At 29.7% G+C, this 20,521-nt stretch carries 17 protein-coding genes; 4 read left to right on the forward strand and 13 right to left on the reverse strand.

Going from position 1 to position 20,521, the window contains the following annotated elements; genetic code table 11:
- Position 1 precedes the first annotated feature (1 nt).
- From BDU_RS01820 to BDU_RS01830, 3 genes are read right to left on the reverse strand one after another with little or no spacing between them, the layout of a single operon-like run.
- Entirely contained in the window at positions 2 to 1,330 is a 1,329-nt protein-coding gene (locus BDU_RS01820; protein ID WP_041177705.1) for a glycine--tRNA ligase, read from the reverse strand.
- Positions 1,331 to 1,353: 23 nt separating this feature from the next.
- Complete coding sequence (gene gltX / locus BDU_RS01825) at positions 1,354 to 2,874, reverse strand: glutamate--tRNA ligase (RefSeq protein ID WP_012538130.1); 1,521 nt, start codon at positions 2,872 to 2,874, stop codon at positions 1,354 to 1,356.
- Positions 2,843 to 3,622: a hypothetical protein gene (locus BDU_RS01830; protein WP_041177706.1), complete on the reverse strand. Its 780-nt coding sequence runs from the start codon at positions 3,620 to 3,622 to the stop codon at positions 2,843 to 2,845. Before BDU_RS01830 ends, gltX begins: the two co-directional genes overlap by 32 nt.
- Positions 3,623 to 3,756: 134 nt before the next feature.
- On the opposite strand from BDU_RS01830, the gene BDU_RS01835 reads away from it, so the two are divergent.
- From BDU_RS01835 to BDU_RS01850, 4 genes are read left to right on the forward strand one after another with little or no spacing between them, the layout of a single operon-like run.
- Positions 3,757 to 4,902, forward strand: coding sequence for an HD-GYP domain-containing protein (locus BDU_RS01835; RefSeq protein WP_012538132.1), 1,146 nt, complete (start codon positions 3,757 to 3,759; stop codon positions 4,900 to 4,902).
- Between the two features lie 13 nt (positions 4,903 to 4,915).
- Positions 4,916 to 5,629 (forward strand): 5'-methylthioadenosine/adenosylhomocysteine nucleosidase, encoded by a 714-nt coding sequence (locus BDU_RS01840; RefSeq protein ID WP_012538133.1) that lies wholly within the window; start codon positions 4,916 to 4,918, stop codon positions 5,627 to 5,629.
- 16 nt (positions 5,630 to 5,645) lie between these two features.
- Positions 5,646 to 6,815, forward strand: a complete 1,170-nt coding sequence (metK, locus tag BDU_RS01845) for a methionine adenosyltransferase (RefSeq protein ID WP_012538134.1) — start codon at positions 5,646 to 5,648, stop codon at positions 6,813 to 6,815.
- On the forward strand, positions 6,812 to 7,285 hold the full coding sequence (locus BDU_RS01850; protein WP_041177707.1) for an S-ribosylhomocysteine lyase: 474 nt from the start codon (positions 6,812 to 6,814) through the stop codon (positions 7,283 to 7,285). Before metK ends, BDU_RS01850 begins: the two co-directional genes overlap by 4 nt.
- A gap of 128 nt (positions 7,286 to 7,413) precedes the next feature.
- On the opposite strand, the gene BDU_RS01855 is transcribed toward BDU_RS01850, so the two are convergent.
- From BDU_RS01855 to rpoC, 10 genes are all read right to left on the reverse strand, one after another.
- Positions 7,414 to 7,833, reverse strand: coding sequence for an HIT family protein (locus BDU_RS01855; protein WP_041177708.1), 420 nt, complete (start codon positions 7,831 to 7,833; stop codon positions 7,414 to 7,416).
- A 47-nt stretch (positions 7,834 to 7,880) separates the two neighbouring features.
- Positions 7,881 to 9,242 carry a magnesium transporter gene (gene mgtE / locus BDU_RS01860; protein ID WP_012538137.1) on the reverse strand — a complete coding sequence of 454 codons (1,362 nt, stop codon included), beginning with the start codon at positions 9,240 to 9,242 and terminating at the stop codon, positions 7,881 to 7,883.
- Between the two features lie 54 nt (positions 9,243 to 9,296).
- Positions 9,297 to 10,721, reverse strand: a complete 1,425-nt coding sequence (locus BDU_RS01865; RefSeq protein ID WP_012538138.1) for an MGH1-like glycoside hydrolase domain-containing protein — start codon at positions 10,719 to 10,721, stop codon at positions 9,297 to 9,299.
- A 283-nt stretch (positions 10,722 to 11,004) separates the two neighbouring features.
- Positions 11,005 to 12,015 carry a BMP family ABC transporter substrate-binding protein gene (locus BDU_RS01870; RefSeq protein ID WP_012538139.1) on the reverse strand — a complete coding sequence of 337 codons (1,011 nt, stop codon included), beginning with the start codon at positions 12,013 to 12,015 and terminating at the stop codon, positions 11,005 to 11,007.
- Positions 12,016 to 12,071: 56 nt separating this feature from the next.
- Positions 12,072 to 13,142 (reverse strand): BMP family ABC transporter substrate-binding protein, encoded by a 1,071-nt coding sequence (locus BDU_RS01875; RefSeq protein ID WP_012538140.1) that lies wholly within the window; start codon positions 13,140 to 13,142, stop codon positions 12,072 to 12,074.
- Between the two features lie 158 nt (positions 13,143 to 13,300).
- On the reverse strand, positions 13,301 to 14,329 hold the full coding sequence (locus BDU_RS01880; RefSeq protein ID WP_012538141.1) for a BMP family ABC transporter substrate-binding protein: 1,029 nt from the start codon (positions 14,327 to 14,329) through the stop codon (positions 13,301 to 13,303).
- Positions 14,330 to 14,352: 23 nt separating this feature from the next.
- Positions 14,353 to 15,381, reverse strand: a complete 1,029-nt coding sequence (locus BDU_RS01885; RefSeq protein ID WP_041177709.1) for a BMP family ABC transporter substrate-binding protein — start codon at positions 15,379 to 15,381, stop codon at positions 14,353 to 14,355.
- Between the two features lie 81 nt (positions 15,382 to 15,462).
- Positions 15,463 to 15,936 carry a 30S ribosomal protein S7 gene (gene rpsG, locus BDU_RS01890; protein ID WP_012538143.1) on the reverse strand — a complete coding sequence of 158 codons (474 nt, stop codon included), beginning with the start codon at positions 15,934 to 15,936 and terminating at the stop codon, positions 15,463 to 15,465.
- Between the two features lie 14 nt (positions 15,937 to 15,950).
- Positions 15,951 to 16,325 (reverse strand): 30S ribosomal protein S12, encoded by a 375-nt coding sequence (gene rpsL, locus BDU_RS01895; RefSeq protein ID WP_012538144.1) that lies wholly within the window; start codon positions 16,323 to 16,325, stop codon positions 15,951 to 15,953.
- Between the two features lie 62 nt (positions 16,326 to 16,387).
- Entirely contained in the window at positions 16,388 to 20,521 is a 4,134-nt protein-coding gene (rpoC, locus tag BDU_RS01900) for a DNA-directed RNA polymerase subunit beta' (RefSeq protein WP_012538145.1), read from the reverse strand.

Raw genomic sequence — 20,521 nt, forward strand, 5'->3', positions numbered from 1 at the left:
TTTAAACTCCCTTGTAATTTAGAATTCCCGTTTTAACATATGAATACAAATCATCAATAGAAATTCTTGTTTGAGTCATAGTATCTCTATCTCTTAAAGTTATTGTCCTATTTTCAATCGTATCATAATCTATTGTTACACAATAAGGTGTACCAATTTCATCTTGACGTCTATAACGCTTACCTATCGTACCATTCTCATCATAAAACATATAAAAATCATCGCTAAATTGCATAAACACTTTTCTAGCAAGTTCGGGTAATCCATCTTTCTTTACAAGAGGAAGTATTGCAACCTTATAAGGAGCAATCTTAGGATGTAAATGTAACACTATTCGCTTATCCCCTCCCTCAAGTTCCTCACAAGCATAAGCATCACAAAGAGTCATTAGTACACTTCTTGTAAGTCCAAGAGAAGTTTCAATTACATAAGGAATATACTTATCACCTGTTATCAAATCATGATATTCAAACAACTTAGATTTACCACAAAATTTAGCATGTTGATTTAAATCATAATTACCTCTATTATGAATTCCCTCAATTTCTTGAAAACCAAATGGAAAATTATATTCAATATCAACTGCAGCTTTTGCATAATGAGCAAGCTCATCATCATTGTGTTTTTGAAATCTAAGATTATCAGCTTTGATTCCAAGAGTTTCAATAAAAAAGTTCATTCTTTTCTCTCGCCAATAACAATACCAATCATCCATCTGACTCGGATGTACAAAAAACTGCATTTCCATTTGTTCAAACTCACAAACTCTAAATATAAAATTCTTTGCTATTATCTCATTCCTAAAAGCCTTACCAACTTGTGCTATTCCAAATGGAACCTTAAGTCTTGTAGTATCCAATACATTACGAAAATTAACAAAAATGCCCTGCGCAGTCTCTGGTCTTAAATAAATCTCACTAGAACTATCCTCAACAGCCCCAATATTAGTCTTAAACATCAAATTAAAACTTCTAGGAGTTGTAAAAGTTCCTATAGAACCACAATTAGGACACCCCTTAGATAAATCAATAAAATCTGTCCTAAATCTATTCTTACAATTTCTACAATCAACTAATAATTCCAAAAAACTATCAACATGTCCAGAAGCTTTCCAAACTTCAGGCCTCATCAAAATAGCACTATCTAATCCCACAACATTTTCATGAAAGTAAACCATACTTTTCCACCACTCTTCCTGTATATTCTTCTTAATCTCAACACCTAAAGGCCCATAATCCCATACACCCGACAAACCCCCATAAACTTCTGAGGATTGAAATACAAAACCTCGCCTCTTAGCAAGTGAAATAATATCTTCTATTTTAGCCATATCAAACATCCTAAAAACTTAATCTATAATTCATACTTTTTTAAAAAATCCTGTGCTTTATTTATTCTATCAAAGACCGTAACTTTACCAAGTAATTGCAAAGAATCAAAAAGAGGTGGTGATACCTTACTTCCAAGAACTGCAATCCTAATTGGAAGCAAAACCTCTCCTATTTTTAGATCATTTTCCTTAGCAAAATTATAAAAAATTTGTTCATTCTCGGACAATATCCTTGTTTCAAAACCTTCTAATACTGGTTTAATTTTTTCTAACAATAAATAAATATCTCTTACTGTTTTTTTCTTCCCCAAAAATTCATTTAAATTCCAAGTTGAAATATTTGTATAAAAAAACCTAAGCATGCCAACAGCATCACCAAGTTTTCTAATTCTTGGCTTTATTAACGGGACCAAAAGCAATAATTTTTCTTTGTCACAAGAATTACTATCCTTTTTAATATAACCTGCCTTTTGCAAGAAAGGCAATAAGAGTTCGGCTAATTCATGATCTTCTTTTGTCCTAATGTAATGACTATTAAAAAAATCTAATTTGTTATAATCAAAAACAGCTGGTGATTTACTGATTTTATCAATAGAAAATAATTTTTGAAGTTCATTTTTGGTAAAAAACTCACTCTTGCCATCATAAGACCAACCAAGCAAAGTAACATAATTAATAATAGCCTCAGGAAGATATCCATCATCAATAAATTGCTTTAAAGCTGTAGCACCATGCCTCTTACTTAATTTTTGTCCATCACTTCCCATTACCATTGGAAGATGACAATAAATAGGAGGATTCCATCTAAAAGCATTATAAAGAAGCACATGCAAAGGTCCTGAAGAAATCCACTCCTGGGCTCTTAATACATGTGAAATTTCCATTAAATGATCATCAACAACATTTGCAAGATGATATGTTGGAAATCCATCAGATTTCAAAATTACAGGATCAGGACTAATATCCTTATTGGCCCATGTAATTTTGCCAAGCAAAATATCATTAAAAGAAGTTTCACCATCAAAAGGAATTTTAAATCTAATAACAGGACTAATGCCTAAACTTAAAGCATCTTTAATTTCATCTTTGTTCAAGTGCCTGCAATGTCTATCATAACCTGGTGCCATCTTGTTAATAGTTTGAATTTTTCTAATTCTCTCTAATCTATCAGGTGAACAATAACAATAATAAGCATTTCCCGATTCAATCAACTCTTTAGCATATTTCCTATATATCTCTGTTCTTTGTGATTGAATATAAGGAGAATAAGAACCTCCACAAGTAGGCCCTTCATCAAAATCAATACCAAGCCATGCTAAACTTTGATACAAATCTTCTTCTGCTTCCTTATAATATCTAGTCTGATCTGTATCTTCAATTCTAAGTAAAAATTTTCCATTAAAGGATTTGGCAAAAAAATAATTAAATAAAGCTGTCCTAATTCCTCCAATATGCTGCAAACCAGTTGGAGAAGGAGCATATCTAACTCTTATATTCAAAACACAACCTCTTTTAATAAAAAATGTCCTTTTTTGAAATATCATAAATATAATAAAACACTACAAAAAATAAATTTGAACCAAGTAATTTTGTATGTTTAATATTAAGTCTATCTTTACGTTTTAAATACTTATTCCTAATTTCAAGTCGTTTCTCTTCAACCAAATGACGTTCTAGTTTTGATTTTTTTAAAAGATAATAAAAATAAATTGTAAAAATAAGATCTCCTTTTAAAAAGGATTTTTTTAAAAAATTTATCTCATTATTCAATTTTTCATAATCTTCATCAAAAATTGCATGTAGTGATACACAATACCTTACCCATTTATTACGATTCTCTACATGATTCATAATCAAACTACAAGCTTTTTCTTGTTCTCTAAAACTAACACATATAGCATAAAGCTCTATTATTGTCTTATTACTCATTTTAGTATCTTTCAAATAAAGATAAATATCATCAAATGCTTTTTTATCTTGTTTGATTAAAGTTATTTTTAAAAGCGTAGAAATATCAAATACACTCTTAAGTGTTTTGCGAATCATTTTAAGTCTTAAAAAAGTATAAGTATTCTCTATACCATTTAATATAAAATATAATCTTGAATATAAAAATTTAGAATATACAATATTAAAAACAAAGACAAATACAATAAAATACAAAATGAAATATCGATGCAAAATAATAAAATTTAAAAAACTTGAAAAGTTGAAAATTTGTAAAAAATAAATAAAATATAAAAAAAAACAAAAAAACAAAATATTAAAAATAAAAAGTATTCTGTCAACCATCAAAAAATCTCTTATAATAAAGTTCTATTTTAAAATTAAGTGCACATATAGTATCATTATACTAAATAGATAGAAAATTAATAAACAATCCATTGTTACATGTTTATTATTAAGCTTAAAGCTTAAGGAGACAAATGCAAAGCTTTGATAATTTAGCAAAAGAAATAAAAAATTTCTCATATGTAATAGAAAAAGATTTCTTAATATGGCCCAAAGATTCACTATTACAACCTATCAACACCGAGCTCATTGAAAAATGGGGGCTTAAAAACGCAATACAAATAGAAAGAAATTTCTTTAATGAATCATTAATACGAGAAACAAAAAAATATATTAACATTAATGAAGAGTATGATGAAGAATCTATTGCAAATTATCACATACTAATAAGCAATTTAGAAGAAATATACGAAACCTGCAAAAAAAACAAAAAAATTTATTACCAAGATGTCATTCCCATTGTAAAAAAAGTAATGGAATTTTATAAAAAAAATCAACAAACATTCATCAAATATATAAAAATACCTAAACTCTTATCTGATTATCATGTTGTTCATTCAATAAATACCTCAATATTAACTGTAGCTCTTGGCAATGAAATGAATTTAAATAATCATAAAACTGTTGAACTTTGCACAACAGCTCTTCTTCATAAAATAGGTTTTTTATTTATACCTTTAAGCATAAGTGAAAAAAAAGAAAAATTAACTGACAAAGAATTTGAAATAATCAAAAAATATCCTGTACTTGGACACAAAATAATATCAACCACTAATTTTTCACGATCTATCTGTCTAGCAATACTTACACATAAAGAAAATTTAGATGGATCAGGATACCCAAACAAACTTAAAAGTGAACAAATTAACATTGAGGCTAATATAATAGGTGCTGCTAGTGCATATAGTGCAATTCTTTTAGATAAGATATATAAAGGAGCCTCAAGCTCGGGAGCATCTCTTATCGAATTAATACAAGATGCTGATAAAAAATTTGACAAAAGAGTTCTAAAACTAATAATTAAAGTTCTATCTCAATGTCCCCTAGACTTTATAGTTGAACTTAATGACAATTCAATTGCTAAAATAATAAAAATCAACGAAATAAATATTAATGTTCCGTATATAAAGTACATAATAAAAGATGGCAAAGTTATACATCCTAATGACAATCAAGGTTACATTAAATCCATACCCAAAACAGAAACAGGTATCAAAAAAATACTAAGACAAGATGAGATAAACCTTATTTTAAAAAAATATGGTTTAAAAGAAATATAAAAAGGAGCAAAACATGATTTTAATAACATCTGCAATGGATGAAGAAGCAAGAGAAATACATCAAATTATTGAAAACAAAGAAGAAATCAAAATAGACAATTACCTAGGTGAAAAAAAAATTTATAAAGGAGAAATTGAGGGACATAAAATAATATCTTTAACCACTGGCATTGGAAAAGTAAATGCAGCCATGTGGAATAGTTATATTATAGCAAAATATAAAATTACCCATATAATCAACTCAGGAACTGCTGGAGGACTTCAAGAATCTTCAAACATTAAAATATCAGACATCATAATATCATCACAAACAGCATTTCACGATTTCAACTTAACGCAATTTGACTATCAAATAGGACAAGTGCCAGGATTTCCACAAAAATTCGAATCAGATAAAACTTTACTAAACAAAGTCATTAGTATTATCAAAGACAAATTTCAAAATGTTAATGTTCATATTGGTCTAATACTTACAGGTGATCAATTTATTGAAGATGAAAAACAGATAGAAAAAATCAAAAATGATTTTAAAGATGCTTTGGCTGTAGAAATGGAAAGTGCAGCAATTGCCCAAGTAGCATACACATTCAACATACCGTTTATAGTCACTCGTTCAATATCTGACTTCCCAAACAACAAAAATAATCACATAGATTTTAATAAATTTTTACAAGATGCATCAAAAAATTCAGCCAAAATGGTAAGGGAACTAATTAAGTCTATATAATACGTAAGGTGATAATATGAATAACAATAATTTAACAGCAACATCTGAGTCCGTATCTGAAGGACATCCTGATAAAATTGCGGATCAAATTTCTGATGCCATACTTGATGAAATACTTAAAAAAGACAAAATGGCAAAAGTAGCATGTGAAACTTTAGTTTCACAAAATTTAATAGTAATAGCAGGAGAAATAAACAGTAAAGCAAAAAAAGATATAGATATCAAAGAAACCGCAAAACAAACAATAAAAAATATTGGATACACAAATATAGAATATGGACTTGATTATAAATCAGCAACAATAATTGATGCTATTGGTTCTCAATCAATAGACATTACAAATGCAGTTGAAAAAAAAGATACAAAAGATATAGGAGCAGGGGATCAAGGAATAATTTTTGGTTATGCATGTAATGAAACTAAAAATTTCTTACCCATAGCATACGAATTATCTAATTTAATTTTAAAAGAAGCTAGTAAACTTAGAAAATCAGGTGAAATTAAGTGGTTGCGTCCCGATGCTAAATCCCAAGTAACCATTGAATATGATTCTTACAAAAATCCAATTAAAGTCAGCAATATTGTCTTATCCCATCAACATGATCCTGATATCCCTTATTCCTATTTAAAACAAACAATCATCGAAAAAATTATAAAACCCGTTTTAAATAGCAGATCAATGTTCGAAAATAATATAGAATATTACATTAACCCTTCTGGAAATTTTGTAATAGGTGGACCTACTGGTGATACCGGTCTTACAGGAAGAAAAATTATTGCTGACAGCTATGGAGGATTTGCAAGACATGGTGGTGGAGCTTATAGTGGCAAAGATGCTACCAAAGTTGACAGATCAGCAGCTTATATGGCACGATACATTTCTAAAAATATGGTAGCAGCGGGCATCTCTCGAGAATTTGAAATGCAAATTGCCTATGCTATTGGCATTCCCAAACCAATATCTATTAAGATAACTACAGGAATTAATGATAATGAATATGAAAAAAAAATATTAAATTTTATAATAAATAACTTTGATTTAACTCCTAATGGAATAATTAAAAAACTAAAATTAAGAGAGCCCATATATTCTAAAACATGTACATACGGACATTTTGGGAAAAACGAATTAGAATGGGAAAAATTAGATTTCGTAGACACAATCAAAAAGGAGTTTCAAATATGAATAAAATATCAAGTTTTACAATTGACCACACAAAATTACAACCTGGCATATATATCTCAAGGAAAGATACATTTGACAATTTAACACTAACTACTGTAGATATTAGAATGAAGACCCCCAACAAAGAACCTGTAATTAACAATGCAGAAATTCATACAATTGAACATATAGGAGCAACACTACTTAGAAACAATAAAGTTTGGGGAGATAAGATAATATATTTTGGACCAATGGGCTGTAGAACAGGCTTTTACCTAATACTTCTTGGTAATTATGAAAGCAAGGATCTAATTGATTTAATATCTTGGCTTTTTAATGAAATCACCAATTTTCAAGGAAATGTTATAGGTGCAACTGAAAAAGAATGTGGTAATTACCAAGATCATAATCTCAATATGGCAAAATATGAATCTAGTAAGTATCTAGAAACATTAGAAAATATAAAAAAGGAAAACTTAATTTACCCTTAACATACCTTAAATATATAAATATGATAATAACAACGCCATATCATATATAAACAAACACAATATACAATAAAATTTAACACCAATTATTAGTTAAAATGATACTTCAATCATCAATTTTGATAAAAATTTCAAATATTTTTACTTATTTTTTTAGATAAGTCTAAATATTCATCTCCTGAAAGTTCAATACTACAATTTCTCTTAAAACCTAAATTATCACCTTGAAATCGTGGAATAACATGAAAATGAGTGTGAAAAATAACTTGTCCTGCCTCAGAACCAATAGCACTATAAATATTAACTCCCTGACAAATATTAAAGTCCAATTTTTTTAAAGATAAAGCTACTTTTTTACACACTCCCAATAGTTGTCCATCAAGTTCATCATTCACATCTAAAATATCATTACTATGTTGTTTGGGAATAACAAGAGTATGGCCAATATTTAAAGGATTAATATCAAGAAAAGCAAGTATTAAATTATCCTCATAAACCTTATAACATGAAATTTCATTTTTAACTATCTTACAAAAAATACAATCACTCAAAATTTCCTCCAAATCAACTCTATCTTAATGCTTATAAAGCATACCTATTAAAAATAATTTGACAACACTAATTTTGCTATATTAAAATAAGCAATTAAGGTCACAACATCAGCAATAGTAGTAATTAAAGGTCCAGCCATCAAAGCCGGATCTATCTTTACAAGCTTAGCCATAATAGGCAAAAGACCTCCCAATATTTTTGCTACCATCAACCCTATCATCAAACACGCAGAAACAACAAAAGCTATTTTAAATTTTTCATCATGTGCAGGAATTACAAAAAATACAATTCGTAAAAAATTAACACTAGCCAAAATTAAACCAACTAAAATACTTACACATATTTCCTTAAATAACACTCTAAAAAAATCTTTTACCTTAAGAGTTCCAAGAGCAAGTTCACGAATAATTAATGCAGATGCCTGAGAGCCAGCATTACCAGAAGTATCCATTAAGAGTGGAATAAAACTGGTTAGAATCACTAAAGATAAAACTAAATTTTGATAATTAGTAATTATAGTGGCAGTTAGAGTAGAAGATATCATAAGAACCAAAAGCCAAATTATTCTATTTTTTGTCATATCAAAAATAGAAGTATCAAGATAAGATTTACCCAAAGGCGTAACCGCGGCCATTATCTGAAAATCTTCAGTATTTAAATTTTGAATTACTTCAAGGATATCATCAATAATAATGACTCCTATCATCCGTCCCTCATTATCAACAACAGGAACACTTGAAATATCATGATTTTGGAAAAGCAAAGCAACATCTTCTTTTCCATCACCAACTTTTACAATATAAAATCCACTATTTTTCATGATAGTAGAAATGACAACATCATCACTAGACAACATTAAATCTTCAATCTTAACAACACCTTTTAATCGTTTCTCTTCATCTGTAATATAGTAGGTATAAATATCTTCTTTGGTTTTTGCAACCTTTCTAATATAATCAAGAGCTTCTCTGACATGAAAATATTCTTTAAGCTCAATATATTCTATTGTCACAATTGAACCAGCAGAATCATCACTGTAAGACAAAAATTTATTAATTATCTCCCTATTCTCTTCAGTAGAACTTGCTAAAAACCTTTGCACAACATTTGCAGGAACTTCTTCTAAGAGATCAATAACATCATCAAGATTTAACTCATCTACCATCTCTCTTATTTCTTTATTTGTAAAAGAATTGGCCAATTTATTTTTTGTAACTTGATCAAAATTAGAAAATGCTTCAACAGCAACCTTTTTGGGAAGAAACCTATAAATCAAAATCAAATCAGAACCATTAAGCTTCTTTAAAGCTTCACTAATATCAAAAGCATCGTATTTTAAAAGCTCTTCCTTTATATCAGAATATTTTTTTTCTTTAAGCAAGGTTTTTAAAAATACAACATCTATCATATCAATATCTCCAAGATTTTAATTTAAAATAAATGTTTAGCTAACCCTTATTAATTAAAGCTTATCTAAAAGCATAGAACATCTACCTGAAGGTATAGGCAAGGTCTTTTCTTTTTTATTTAATATGTTTATTGTAAAGTAGTAAAGCTTTTCAGATTCCATCTTAATCTCCCACCCTCTCTTTCCCTTATTACATATAATTGTGGTTTGATTTTTTTTAAGTGACAAACTCTCTATTCCCATAATCTCAAGAGCAGGAATATTCCAATAAACTGTCTTATCTGGTAAACTAATTGTAAGTCCAATAATATTCTCTATCATAAGGCTAATGCTAAAGAGTGCAAGATAACAAATAACATCCTTTTCTGGAAGAGTTCTCTTTGTAACATCCAAATATGCTGGACCCTCTTTCATTGGTTTATAAGCTTCCCAAATATGTCCTTTAATTTTACCATCTGGCAACAAAGTATCTAAAATATAATACAGATGTCTTATGGTAAATTCTCTTGCTATATTTGCACGTCTACAATATTCAAGTCCTTTAATGACAAAAAAATTCATATAGGTATAAACAGAACCATAATATCCATTTCCATCCAAATTAAAATTAGGATCATTAGCTGAAAGAGTAGGAAAAGGATTTGGTGTGCCAAAGTGTTCATGACTCTTTAAATATAAAACCATTCTCTCAATTCTATCTTCACTTGGAATTTCAGATAAAAGAGGCAAAAACCCTACTATAGTCTTAAGTTTAATAATTTTTTCATTAACATCAAGATCATAATAAAAACCATCTACTTCATCCCACATCAACGAATTGATCTTAGCCTTAAGAGAAAAAAATCTTTTCTTATATTCTAAGGATAAATTTTTATCATTTAATATATCTGCTAACTTGGCAATACAATATGCACTATGCACCTGAAATGAATTAAAATCTATAGGATAATGAACATTCTTTCTAGGAGAATTTTTATAAAAAATCTTATTCATATCAATCGAATAAAGACCATTTGATTTTAAAAACTTTTTTTCTATCCATTTATAATACTTATCAAGAACTGGTAAAACATCACAAATACGCTTTTTATTGCCTGTTTTATGATACAAATTATATTCAACCCAAGCAAAAATTGGTAATCCAATACCATCATCATTTCCTTCTAAGTGAATAATATTATTATTGTGATCATAACGTGATCTAATTGCACCAGATGATTCTTGAAGTTCATAAAATTTATCAATAGTAGATGTAGGAGAATACTCTCCATTACTGTAAACAAGAAAAAAGCTTGAAAGACAAGCTTGCAATTGATCTATAAATTCAACATTTTCAGAATAATAATTCTTATCCTTTTTACCTTTCTCTAAAGATTGGGAAAAAATAATCTTATCTCGGATCCAAGAGAGACTCTTATTATAAATATCAATAAAATCTTGATCATAATAATAAATTTTGGGAAACACATTCTTATTCAATGCTCAAACCTCTGAAAAACATACATCAATCGACTCCTATTTATTATACATTATAATAATAATAAAATGAGATTTAAAACCAAAAATTTTGGATATTAAACATAAATTAAAAGTTAAGCAATATCTAATTAAAACAAGTTATAAGTTAAATTATAATTGCAAAAAAACAAATTGATACACCTAAGATAAAAAAATTAATCATTAAAATACGTATCAAAATTAAATGAATTATACAAAAAATATGTAAATAAATTCTTTAATCATTAATAAAAATTAATACTGATTAAAAAAATATTTTAAGAAACCTATTATAAGCATCCTTATTATTTGGAACAATAATTTTACCATTAATTATCTTTGAATAAATATCATCTAATTCCTTTTCAAGGTTAAAAGAAATTTTTTTAGGATTTTTAACAAAATATAGCAAACCCTCTTTTAACCCATAATTTAATAATTGACCTCCTTCAAAAGCTCTTGTTTTCAAATAATTAGAAATAACAAGACTTAATATTCTTCCAATATCTTTAACTGAAGATGTAATAATATGTTCGGGTAACAGATAAGATTGATCTTGGTCAACACCAATAACATAATGTCCAGCCCCCAATTTTTTTGCAGCCTCAATAACTCCAAGCCCAGATAAACCTGAAGCATGATAAATAATATCTATACCATCCACATACATCTCGTTTGCCAATATCTCTCCACTCTCGGAATTAATAAAACTTCCAACATACTTATTATCAATATTAATATTTTGATTAGCATAAATAGCACCAGCTTCATATCCATACCTAAATATGTTGATAAAGTCATCATCCATCCCGCCTAAAAACCCAATCTTACCTGTTTTAGAAATACTAGCAGCAATATAACCTACTAAAAATGCTACTTCCTCTACTCTAAAAGTTATGGCTGATAAATTTTTAGGAATGCTTAAATCAGAATCATATATAAAATCAACAACTACATATTTAATTTCTGGATTTTCCATAGCAATTTTAAGAGCCACATCACTAAACCTATACCCAATCAACCATATAAAATTAGAACCATCTGCTTTCAATGAATTTAAATCAGACAAATAAGAATTTGGACTAGATTCCTTTATAGCTACTTCTAATCCAAATTCTTTCTCCACCTTTTTAATACCATTCAAAGCACTTTTATTAAAAGACTCATCATCAAAAAATCCATCTACTAAAACACCAACTTTAACAGGCTCACCATCAACTTCAGAAGTAAAACACGAAAAATACAACAAACATAACACTAACAATAAATTAATCACATATATCTCCTCTTTAAGCTAAGTTAAGCCAATACAATCCCCAATATAATTAAAGTCTATAACCTTGCCTTAAATAAATCAAATTCATGTTCAGTAGAAGGAACAATTAATTCCTTTTTAATTATCTTAGTTTGAATTTCTATAAGAACATCAATAAGCCCACTATCAATAATATCAGGATCTTTAATAATATCTATAACATTGTCTTCAAGTCCTAAATCAAAAACTTTACCACCAGCAAATTTATGATTTTTTATCAAATTTGCTGAATAATCGTGTATTGCTTGCCCAACATCCTTTATTACAGAAGTAATAACATGACCGGGTGCAAGATATGATTGATCCTTATTAACTCCAATAATATAATGTCCAACTCCAAGTTCTTTGGCAGCTTTAAACATACCAAGTGAAGCAGGCCCCATGACAGGAAAAATAATGTCAACACCATCCTCAACATACATATGTTCAGCAAACAATTTGCCAGCAACTTTATCAACTTCATCCAACATTCTCTTTACAATTACTCTTGTTGTAGGATTTGCATAAAATGCTCCTGCTCTAAATCCAATCACAAATCTCTCAACATAATCCATATTAACACCTGTTACAAATCCAATTCTATTACTTTTACTCATCTTAGAAGCTAAATATCCAGCTAAAAATGAACCCTCCTCTGATCTAAAATTAATAGCTACAAAATTTTGTGGAATCAAAATATTTTCATAATGCAAAGGATCGATAATTCCATACAAAACATTAAAATTCTCATGAGCAAATCTTATCACAGAATCTGAAAAAGAAGCACCAATAAACCAAACCAAATTAGCCCCCTTGTTTTGTAATGCGAAAACATCTTCCGACAACAATTCACTAGCAGTCATCAACATTTTTTCTTCAGAAGGATAAGGTGTTATAACTTTTGGAATAACTTTAGTTCCAAATTCATTTTTTATATCCATAACACCATCAAGAAAACTTTGAAAATAACCCTCATCATCAAAACTACCCGGAGCCACAAGTCCAATAACAATCTGATCATCAACACTTCTAGCAAACTTATTTTTTGAAAAAAAGCAAGATATGAACATTAAAACAAAAAGTAAAATGAAAGATAAATTTTTAGACATAACTTATCCTCTCCTTATACAAAATAACTTTTAAGTAAACAATTTTTTAATTCTAAAACAAAAATTTATAAATACAAAATTTATTCAGAAGATAAAAATAGTCTATATATTAACATGTTAATAAAGTTAATATATTTTTCTATAAAAAAAGAATTGACTTAATAAATATGAATATTTAAAAAATTATTATATTTATCAAAATTACTTGGAACTATAATATCACTATTAACTATCTTATTTTCTATAATTTGAATTTCAGATTTAAGCTCATCTGTAATTTTAAAACCATTTTTAACAATACTAACAGCTTTATCTTTAAGACCCAATTTTAGTAACTTACCACCATTAAAACTCTTAGTATTTAAATAATCCTTTGTTATTTCATAAATAGAATTTCCAACATTCTTAATAACTGATGTCAATACATTATCAGGAGCAAGATAAGACTGATCTTGATCAACGCCAATAATATAATGCCCATCTCCAAGTTCTTTTGAAACCTCAATAGCACCAAGTCCTGCAAGCCCTGCTGACACAAATATGATATCAACATCATCTTTGTACATTTTTAAAGCAATAGTCCTTGCTAAAGACAAATCTACAAAAGATCCCAAATATTGAGAAGTTAACCCAACATCTTTATTTGCATATTTAGCACCAGCTTCATATCCATACCTAAATGCATTAATTACCATACTATCCATTCCACCTAAAAATCCAATTTTACCTGTCTTAGATATTTTAGCCGCAAGATACCCAGCTAAAAATGAAGCCTCTTCAACTTTAAAGGAAAGACCAAGCAAATTATCAGGAATACTAGTATCATCTTCATAAATAACATCAACAGCTCCATAAATAATATCTCTATTCAATAAAGCAGCATGTTCAATAGACTCTTGCAGTCTAAAACCAACTCCCCAAATAATGTCAGAACCTCTATCTTTAAGGCTCTCTAAATCACCAGCATAAGCACTACTTGTTGAAGCTCTTCCAACAATTTCAACTTCAAATTCATCTTCTAAAACCTTAGCACCTCTCCAAGCATCCTCACCAAATGATTTATCATCAAAAGTACCATCAACTATCAAAGAAATTAACGCCTTTCCTGAAGTTCCCAAAATAGATGTCTTTTTACTGCATCCTAAGAAAATTAATATCACACAAATTAATACCATAAATTTATTCATAAAGTAAAACCTCTAATTTTATATCATCTTTTATGTAGATGATCACTAATAAAATAATTATAAGATTTTTCATCTTTGGGAACTGTAATCTCATTATTAATTATTTTTTCTTTAATCTCTAAGAGAAAATCTGGATTCCTAATTAAATCTAAATTTATTGTTTCATTAAAAATCAAATCAAGTGCTCCATCTTTAAGTCCAAACTCCAAATTACCTCCACGCCAATTATCAAACTTTAAATAAGATTTTGTCAAATCGAAAATAACTATATCAATGCACTTAACGTAAGACACAAGCACATTACCAGGAGCAAGATAAGACTGATTTTGGTCAACACCAATAATATAATGTCCATCTCCAAGTTCCTTTGAAACCTCAATAGCACCAAGTCCTGAAAGACCTGCTGCTGCAAATATAATATCAACTCCAGATGAATACATTTTACTTGCAATTGAACGTCCAAGAGAGAGATCAGAAAATGTTCCTACATATTGAAAACTTACTTCAATATCTTTATTTGCATACTTAGCACCAGCTTCATATCCATACCTAAATGCATTAAGAACAACACCCTCTATTCCACCTAAAAATCCAATTTTACCTGTCTTAGATATCTTTGCTGCAAGATACCCAACCAAAAATGCTCCTTCCTCCGATCTAAAATTTATATTTACTAAATTTTGTGGCAATTTAACATCTTCCAAGTAAGAACCTTCAATAATGCCATAATTTATATTAGCATTTTCAAGAGATTTACGTAAAAATACATCTGAAAATTTAAAACCAACTCCCCAGATCAAATCAGAACCACTCTCTTCTAAGCCTCCAATATCAGACAAATAACTAGAAGCTTTAGATTCTTTTTGAATTATATTCACTTTAAATTCTTCTTTAATCTGAGTCATTGCCTTGGAAGAATTTTCATTAAATCCTCTATCATCAAAAGTACCATCAACAATGACAGAAACAGTATTAGAAAACGAAACCTTATCTTGTGAATCTGAACAACTTAAGAGCAAGAAAAGCAAAACAACCTTTGTTAACCATCTCATATACAAACCTCCACCCAACTCTACTTAAGCTCAAATCAATCCACAACATCAAAATATATAAAAATTAAACCTATTACTATATTACCATCTATAATGTGTGAAAGCTCTGTTTGCTTCTGCCATTCTATGAGTATCTTCTCTCTTTTTGAAAGCCGCACCTGTTGAATTATAAGAATTAACAAGCTCATTTGCTAATTTTTCTTGCATTGATTTTCCACTAGCTTTTCTGGCAGCTGATATAATCCATTTCATTGCCAAAGCCTCACGTCTCTCCTCTCTAACTTCAACTGGAACTTGATAAGTAGCACCACCAACTCTCCTACTGCGAACCTCTACCAATGGTTTAACATTATCTAAAGCCTTATTGAAAGCAGCAACCTTATCAACCTCTTCAAGTTTTTCTGCAAGCATATCAATTGAATTGTAAACTATAGATTCACTAATAAACTTTTTCCCATCATACATCATTCTATTTACAAATTTAGCAATTACCTGAGAATCATACTTCGAATCTTTAAAAACCTTTTTCTTAATTTTTTTACTCTTTCTTGACATACAATTTACACCTCTTAAGCCTTTGGTCTCTTAGTTCCATACTTAGAACGACCTTGCTTTCTATTATTAACACCAAGAGTATCCTTAGCCCCTCTAATGATATGATATCTAACACCCGGCAAATCTTTAACTCGTCCACCCCTAATTAGAACAACCGAATGCTCCTGCAAATTATGACCAATTCCCGGAATATAAGCTGTTACCTCAAATCCATTTGAAAGTCTAACACGAGCTACTTTTCTTAAAGCTGAATTAGGTTTCTTAGGCGTAACTGTCATTACACGAGTACAAATTCCTCTCTTTTGAGGACAATTTTGAAGCGCAGGAGATGCTGTCTTTTCTTTTTGACTTTTTCTTGGCTTCCTAATTAGTTGATTAATTGTAGGCATCTATGCTCCCTTTTTCCTGATTTTACCAGTAAATGGTATCAAATATAAAATTTATTTTCAAGCTAGACTTCTGAATTTGAATTTTCTCTCACCTTGACCCTTTTATATAAATTCATTCCCGTTCCTGTAGGAATTAAATGACCAATAACAACATTTTCCTTAAGACCTCTCAGATCATCAATACTACCAGCAATTGACGCATCTGTTAAGACTTTAGTTGTTTCTTGGAAAGAAGCAGCTGAAATAAATGAATCAATATTAAGAGATGCTTTAGTTATACCAATAAGAATTGGACTAGCTACTGCAGGTTCACCACCTTGCTCAATAACCCTTTTATTTTGTTCATAAAAAGCATGCTTATCGACCTTTTGATTATAAACAAAATTAGTATCACCCACAGAAACAATTTTAACTTTTTTCATCATCTGCTTAATAATAACACCAATATGTTTATCATTAATACTTACACCTTGCTTTCGATAAACATCTTGAATTTCTGCTAATAAAAATTCTTGCAAACTAATTCCACCAAGAATTTCAAGAACATCATGAGGATTAATCCTTCCATCACAAAGCATATCTCCAGCCCTAACAACATCCCCATCCCTCACCAAGAGATGTTTTCCAGCAGGAATATAATGCTTATGTTCAACTCCATATTCATCTATAACATTAATAAGTCTTTTACCTTTTTGAATTGCCTTAAATTGAACAACTCCACTTACTTTAGCCATTTCAGTTAAGTTTTTAGGAATTCTTGTTTCAAATAAATCATTAACTCTAGGAAGACCACCTGTAATATCTTGTGTTTTTTCAGATCCTTTAGAAAGCTTTGCAATGATATCTCCTATATCAATATCTTGCCCATCTTCAACTTGAAGGTAAGCATCTCCAGGCAATACATAAGATGCAATTTCAACACCTCTATCATTAATAATCAAAATTCTAGGATCAAGAGATTCAAAAACTTGATCTGTAATTCTCTTTTCAATATTGCCTGTTTCAAGATTAATCTCTTCTTTAAGAGTTGTTCCTAAAATAATATCTTTAAATTTAATTTTTCCTTTAACCTCAGCAATAATTGGTTCTGCAAACGGATCAAATGTTCCAATTACACGTCCAGCCTCAACATAATCTCCAACATTTATTTCAAGTCTTGTACCAACCTTTAGTGAAATCTCTTGTTCTTCAGAAACAATCATCAACTTATTATCTTTAATCTTAATGTAACCAATATGAGATGATAATACCTCAACTCCACTTTTATCAATAAATAAAGACATTCCCTTAATTACTTTTTGAGAATCTGAAACCTTAAGTTTCTTAATTTTTTTAATACTCTCCTCATAAATCACATTTATTACCCTTAAGACTCCCTTCCTTGTAAAAAGCAATCCTCCGTCAACTTGAACATTAAAACCTTCAAGTCCATTTAGAATAAAAGCATTCTTAAGAGCAATCTTATCATCTTCACTACCAGCTTGTGCAACTCCTCCAATATGGAAAGTTCTCATCGTAAGCTGTGTTCCTGGCTGACCTATTGACTGTGCTGCTATTATTCCAACAGCTTCTCCAATGCTAACAGGTTTATTGTTTGAGAAATCCCGCCCATAACACTTTTGACAAACTCCATGCTCAGCTTCACAAGTTAAAACAGATCTAATAACAAGTTTATCAATACCAACTGTTTCTAACTCTTTTATCTTGTCTTCTGTAATTTCTTCATTTACATCTAAAATAATCTCTCCAGTAATAGGACTTTTTATCCGTTCAATTGAATAACTTCCAACAGCTTTTTCTCGTAAAGGTTCAATTATTTCCTCACCATTTTTTAAAGCTTCAACTTTTATACCATTAATAGTACCGCAATCTTCTATTCTAACAACAACGTCTTGTGCAATATCTACCAATCTTCGCGTTAAATATCCAGCATCTGCTGTCTTAAGAGCAGTATCTGCAAGTCCCTTTCTTGCACCATTTGTAGATATAAAGAATTCAATAACAGACAGTCCTTCTTTAAAGTTAGAGATAATTGGAAGTTCAATAATATCACCCGATGTTTTAGCCATTAATCCTCGCATTCCAGCAAGCTGCCGTATCTGATTTCTACTTCCACGAGCACCAGAATCAGCCATCATATAAATCACATTAAAGCCATCTCTATCCTTTTTAAGGATCTCCATCATTTTATTAGTAAGCTCTTCATTTGTTTTTGACCAAACAGAAACAACGTTATTATATCTCTCTTCTCCAGTAATAACACCTTTGGTATAATCATTCTGAATTTTCGCAATCTCCCTATTAGCCTTCTCTACATACACTTTTTTCTCTTGAGGAACAATAATATCACTCATACTTATTGTACATCCAAATTTAGTAGCATATTTAAATCCAAGCTCTTTAATAATATCTAACATTTCAATTACAATAGAAGACCCATAAATAACATAAACCTCAGAAATTAAAGTTTGCAATTCATAATCACTAAGAGTTTTATTTACAAATGAAATTTTTCCTGGCAAAGCTTCACTAAATACAACACGTCCTGCCGTAGTCTTTATATATTCCTCACCAACTTTTACATAAATTCGTGCATTATAATCTAAGCTTTTATTATTAATTGCAAGAAGAACATGATTAAAGTTAGAAAACTTACGTCCTTCTCCCATAACATTTTTTCTCTCCATAGTTAAGTAATAAAGACCTAAAACAATATCTTGAGATGGAAATACTATAGGATGTCCATTTGCAGGATTTAACAAATTATTAGTTGACAACATCAAAGCCCAACTCTCAGCCTGTGCCGCAGGAGTTAAAGGAACATGAACGGCCATTTGATCACCATCAAAATCGGCATTATATGCATGACAAACAAGGGGATGCAATTTAATAGCCTTGCCTTCAACCAAAACTGGCTCGAAAGCTTGTATTCCCAATCTGTGAAGGGTTGGAGCCCTATTTAAAAGCACAGGATGCTCTTTAATAACATTATCCAAAATTTGCCATACTTCATCTACTTCTTGTTCAATTAAACTTTTAGCCCTTTTTATATTAAATACGGCTTCACTCTCAATTAATTTTCTAATCACAAATGGTTTAAAAAGCTCAAGAGCCATCTTTGCAGGAATACCACACTGATGAAGCTTAAGTTCAGGCCCAACAACAATAACAGAACGACCAGAATAATCAACTCTCTTTCCAAGAAGGTTTTGTCTAAATCTACCTTGTTTACCTTTTAACGCATCAGATAAAGATTTAAGAGGTCTATTAGATGTGCCCTTAACAACTTTTCTCTTATGAGAATTATCAAAAAGAGAGTCAACTGATTCTTGAAGCATTCTTTTTTCATTTCTAACAATAATCTCAGGAGCATTAAGAAGTAAAAGTTTTCTCAATCGATTATTTCTATTTATTACCCTTCTGTAGAGATCATTTAGATCAGAAGTTGCAAATCTACCACCATCAAGTTGCACCATAGGTCTAATTTCTGGCGGAATAACAGGAAGAACATCCATAATCATCCATTCTGGTTTATTACCAGAAATCTTAAAATTTTCAATAATTTCAAGACGTCTTAAAAGTTTTTTATCTGTTTTGTCGTCTTTATCAATCATTTGAAGCCTAAGCTTAGATGAAAGCTCATCAAGATCAAGATTTTCAAGTAGAGTTTTAATTGCCTCAGCACCCATTGAAGCGCTAAAAGACATCCCATATCTTTCTTTTGCTTCAGAATACTCATCTTCATTTAAAAGTTGCATTTTTTTAAGGTCAGTATCACCTGGCTCAATTACAATATATTTCTCATAATAAAGAATAGAATTTAAATTAGAAGCAGTAATATCAAGTAAAAGACCAATTCTAGAAGGAATATATTTATAATACCAAATATGAGCAACAGGAGCTGATAGTTCAATATGTCCCATTCTCTCACGTCTCACTTTAAAATGAGTCACTTCAACATTACAACGATCACAAATAATACCTTTATATCTTATCGACTTAAATTTTCCACAATAGCATTCCCATTCTTTAGTTGTACCAAAAATTCTCTCACAAAAAAGACCATCTTTCTCAGGTCTTAAAGTTCTATAATTAATAGTTTCAGACTTCTTAACTTCTCCATAAGACCAACTTCTAATTTGGTCAGGAGATGCTATTTTTATTCTTATCTTTTCAAAATCTTTTATCTCTTTCAT

Origin of the sequence: Borrelia duttonii Ly, from assembly GCF_000019685.1 — a bacterium.
GTDB lineage: Bacteria > Spirochaetota > Spirochaetia > Borreliales > Borreliaceae > Borrelia > Borrelia duttonii.

Coding starts and splice junctions, on each gene's coding strand:
- BDU_RS01875 (WP_012538140.1), bottom strand. CDS start 13,142: ATGTCTAAAAATTTATCTTTCATTTTACTTTTTGTTTTAATGTTCATA.
- rpsG (WP_012538143.1), bottom strand. CDS start 15,936: ATGTCAAGAAAGAGTAAAAAAATTAAGAAAAAGGTTTTTAAAGATTCG.
- gltX (WP_012538130.1), bottom strand. CDS start 2,874: ATGATATTTCAAAAAAGGACATTTTTTATTAAAAGAGGTTGTGTTTTG.
- rpsL (WP_012538144.1), bottom strand. CDS start 16,325: ATGCCTACAATTAATCAACTAATTAGGAAGCCAAGAAAAAGTCAAAAA.
- BDU_RS01820 (WP_041177705.1), bottom strand. CDS start 1,330: ATGGCTAAAATAGAAGATATTATTTCACTTGCTAAGAGGCGAGGTTTT.
- rpoC (WP_012538145.1), bottom strand. CDS start 20,521: ATGAAAGAGATAAAAGATTTTGAAAAGATAAGAATAAAAATAGCATCT.
- BDU_RS01835 (WP_012538132.1), top strand. CDS start 3,757: ATGCAAAGCTTTGATAATTTAGCAAAAGAAATAAAAAATTTCTCATAT.
- metK (WP_012538134.1), top strand. CDS start 5,646: ATGAATAACAATAATTTAACAGCAACATCTGAGTCCGTATCTGAAGGA.
- BDU_RS01840 (WP_012538133.1), top strand. CDS start 4,916: ATGATTTTAATAACATCTGCAATGGATGAAGAAGCAAGAGAAATACAT.
- BDU_RS01885 (WP_041177709.1), bottom strand. CDS start 15,381: ATGAGATGGTTAACAAAGGTTGTTTTGCTTTTCTTGCTCTTAAGTTGT.
- BDU_RS01830 (WP_041177706.1), bottom strand. CDS start 3,622: ATGGTTGACAGAATACTTTTTATTTTTAATATTTTGTTTTTTTGTTTT.
- BDU_RS01850 (WP_041177707.1), top strand. CDS start 6,812: ATGAATAAAATATCAAGTTTTACAATTGACCACACAAAATTACAACCT.
- BDU_RS01880 (WP_012538141.1), bottom strand. CDS start 14,329: ATGAATAAATTTATGGTATTAATTTGTGTGATATTAATTTTCTTAGGA.
- mgtE (WP_012538137.1), bottom strand. CDS start 9,242: ATGATAGATGTTGTATTTTTAAAAACCTTGCTTAAAGAAAAAAAATAT.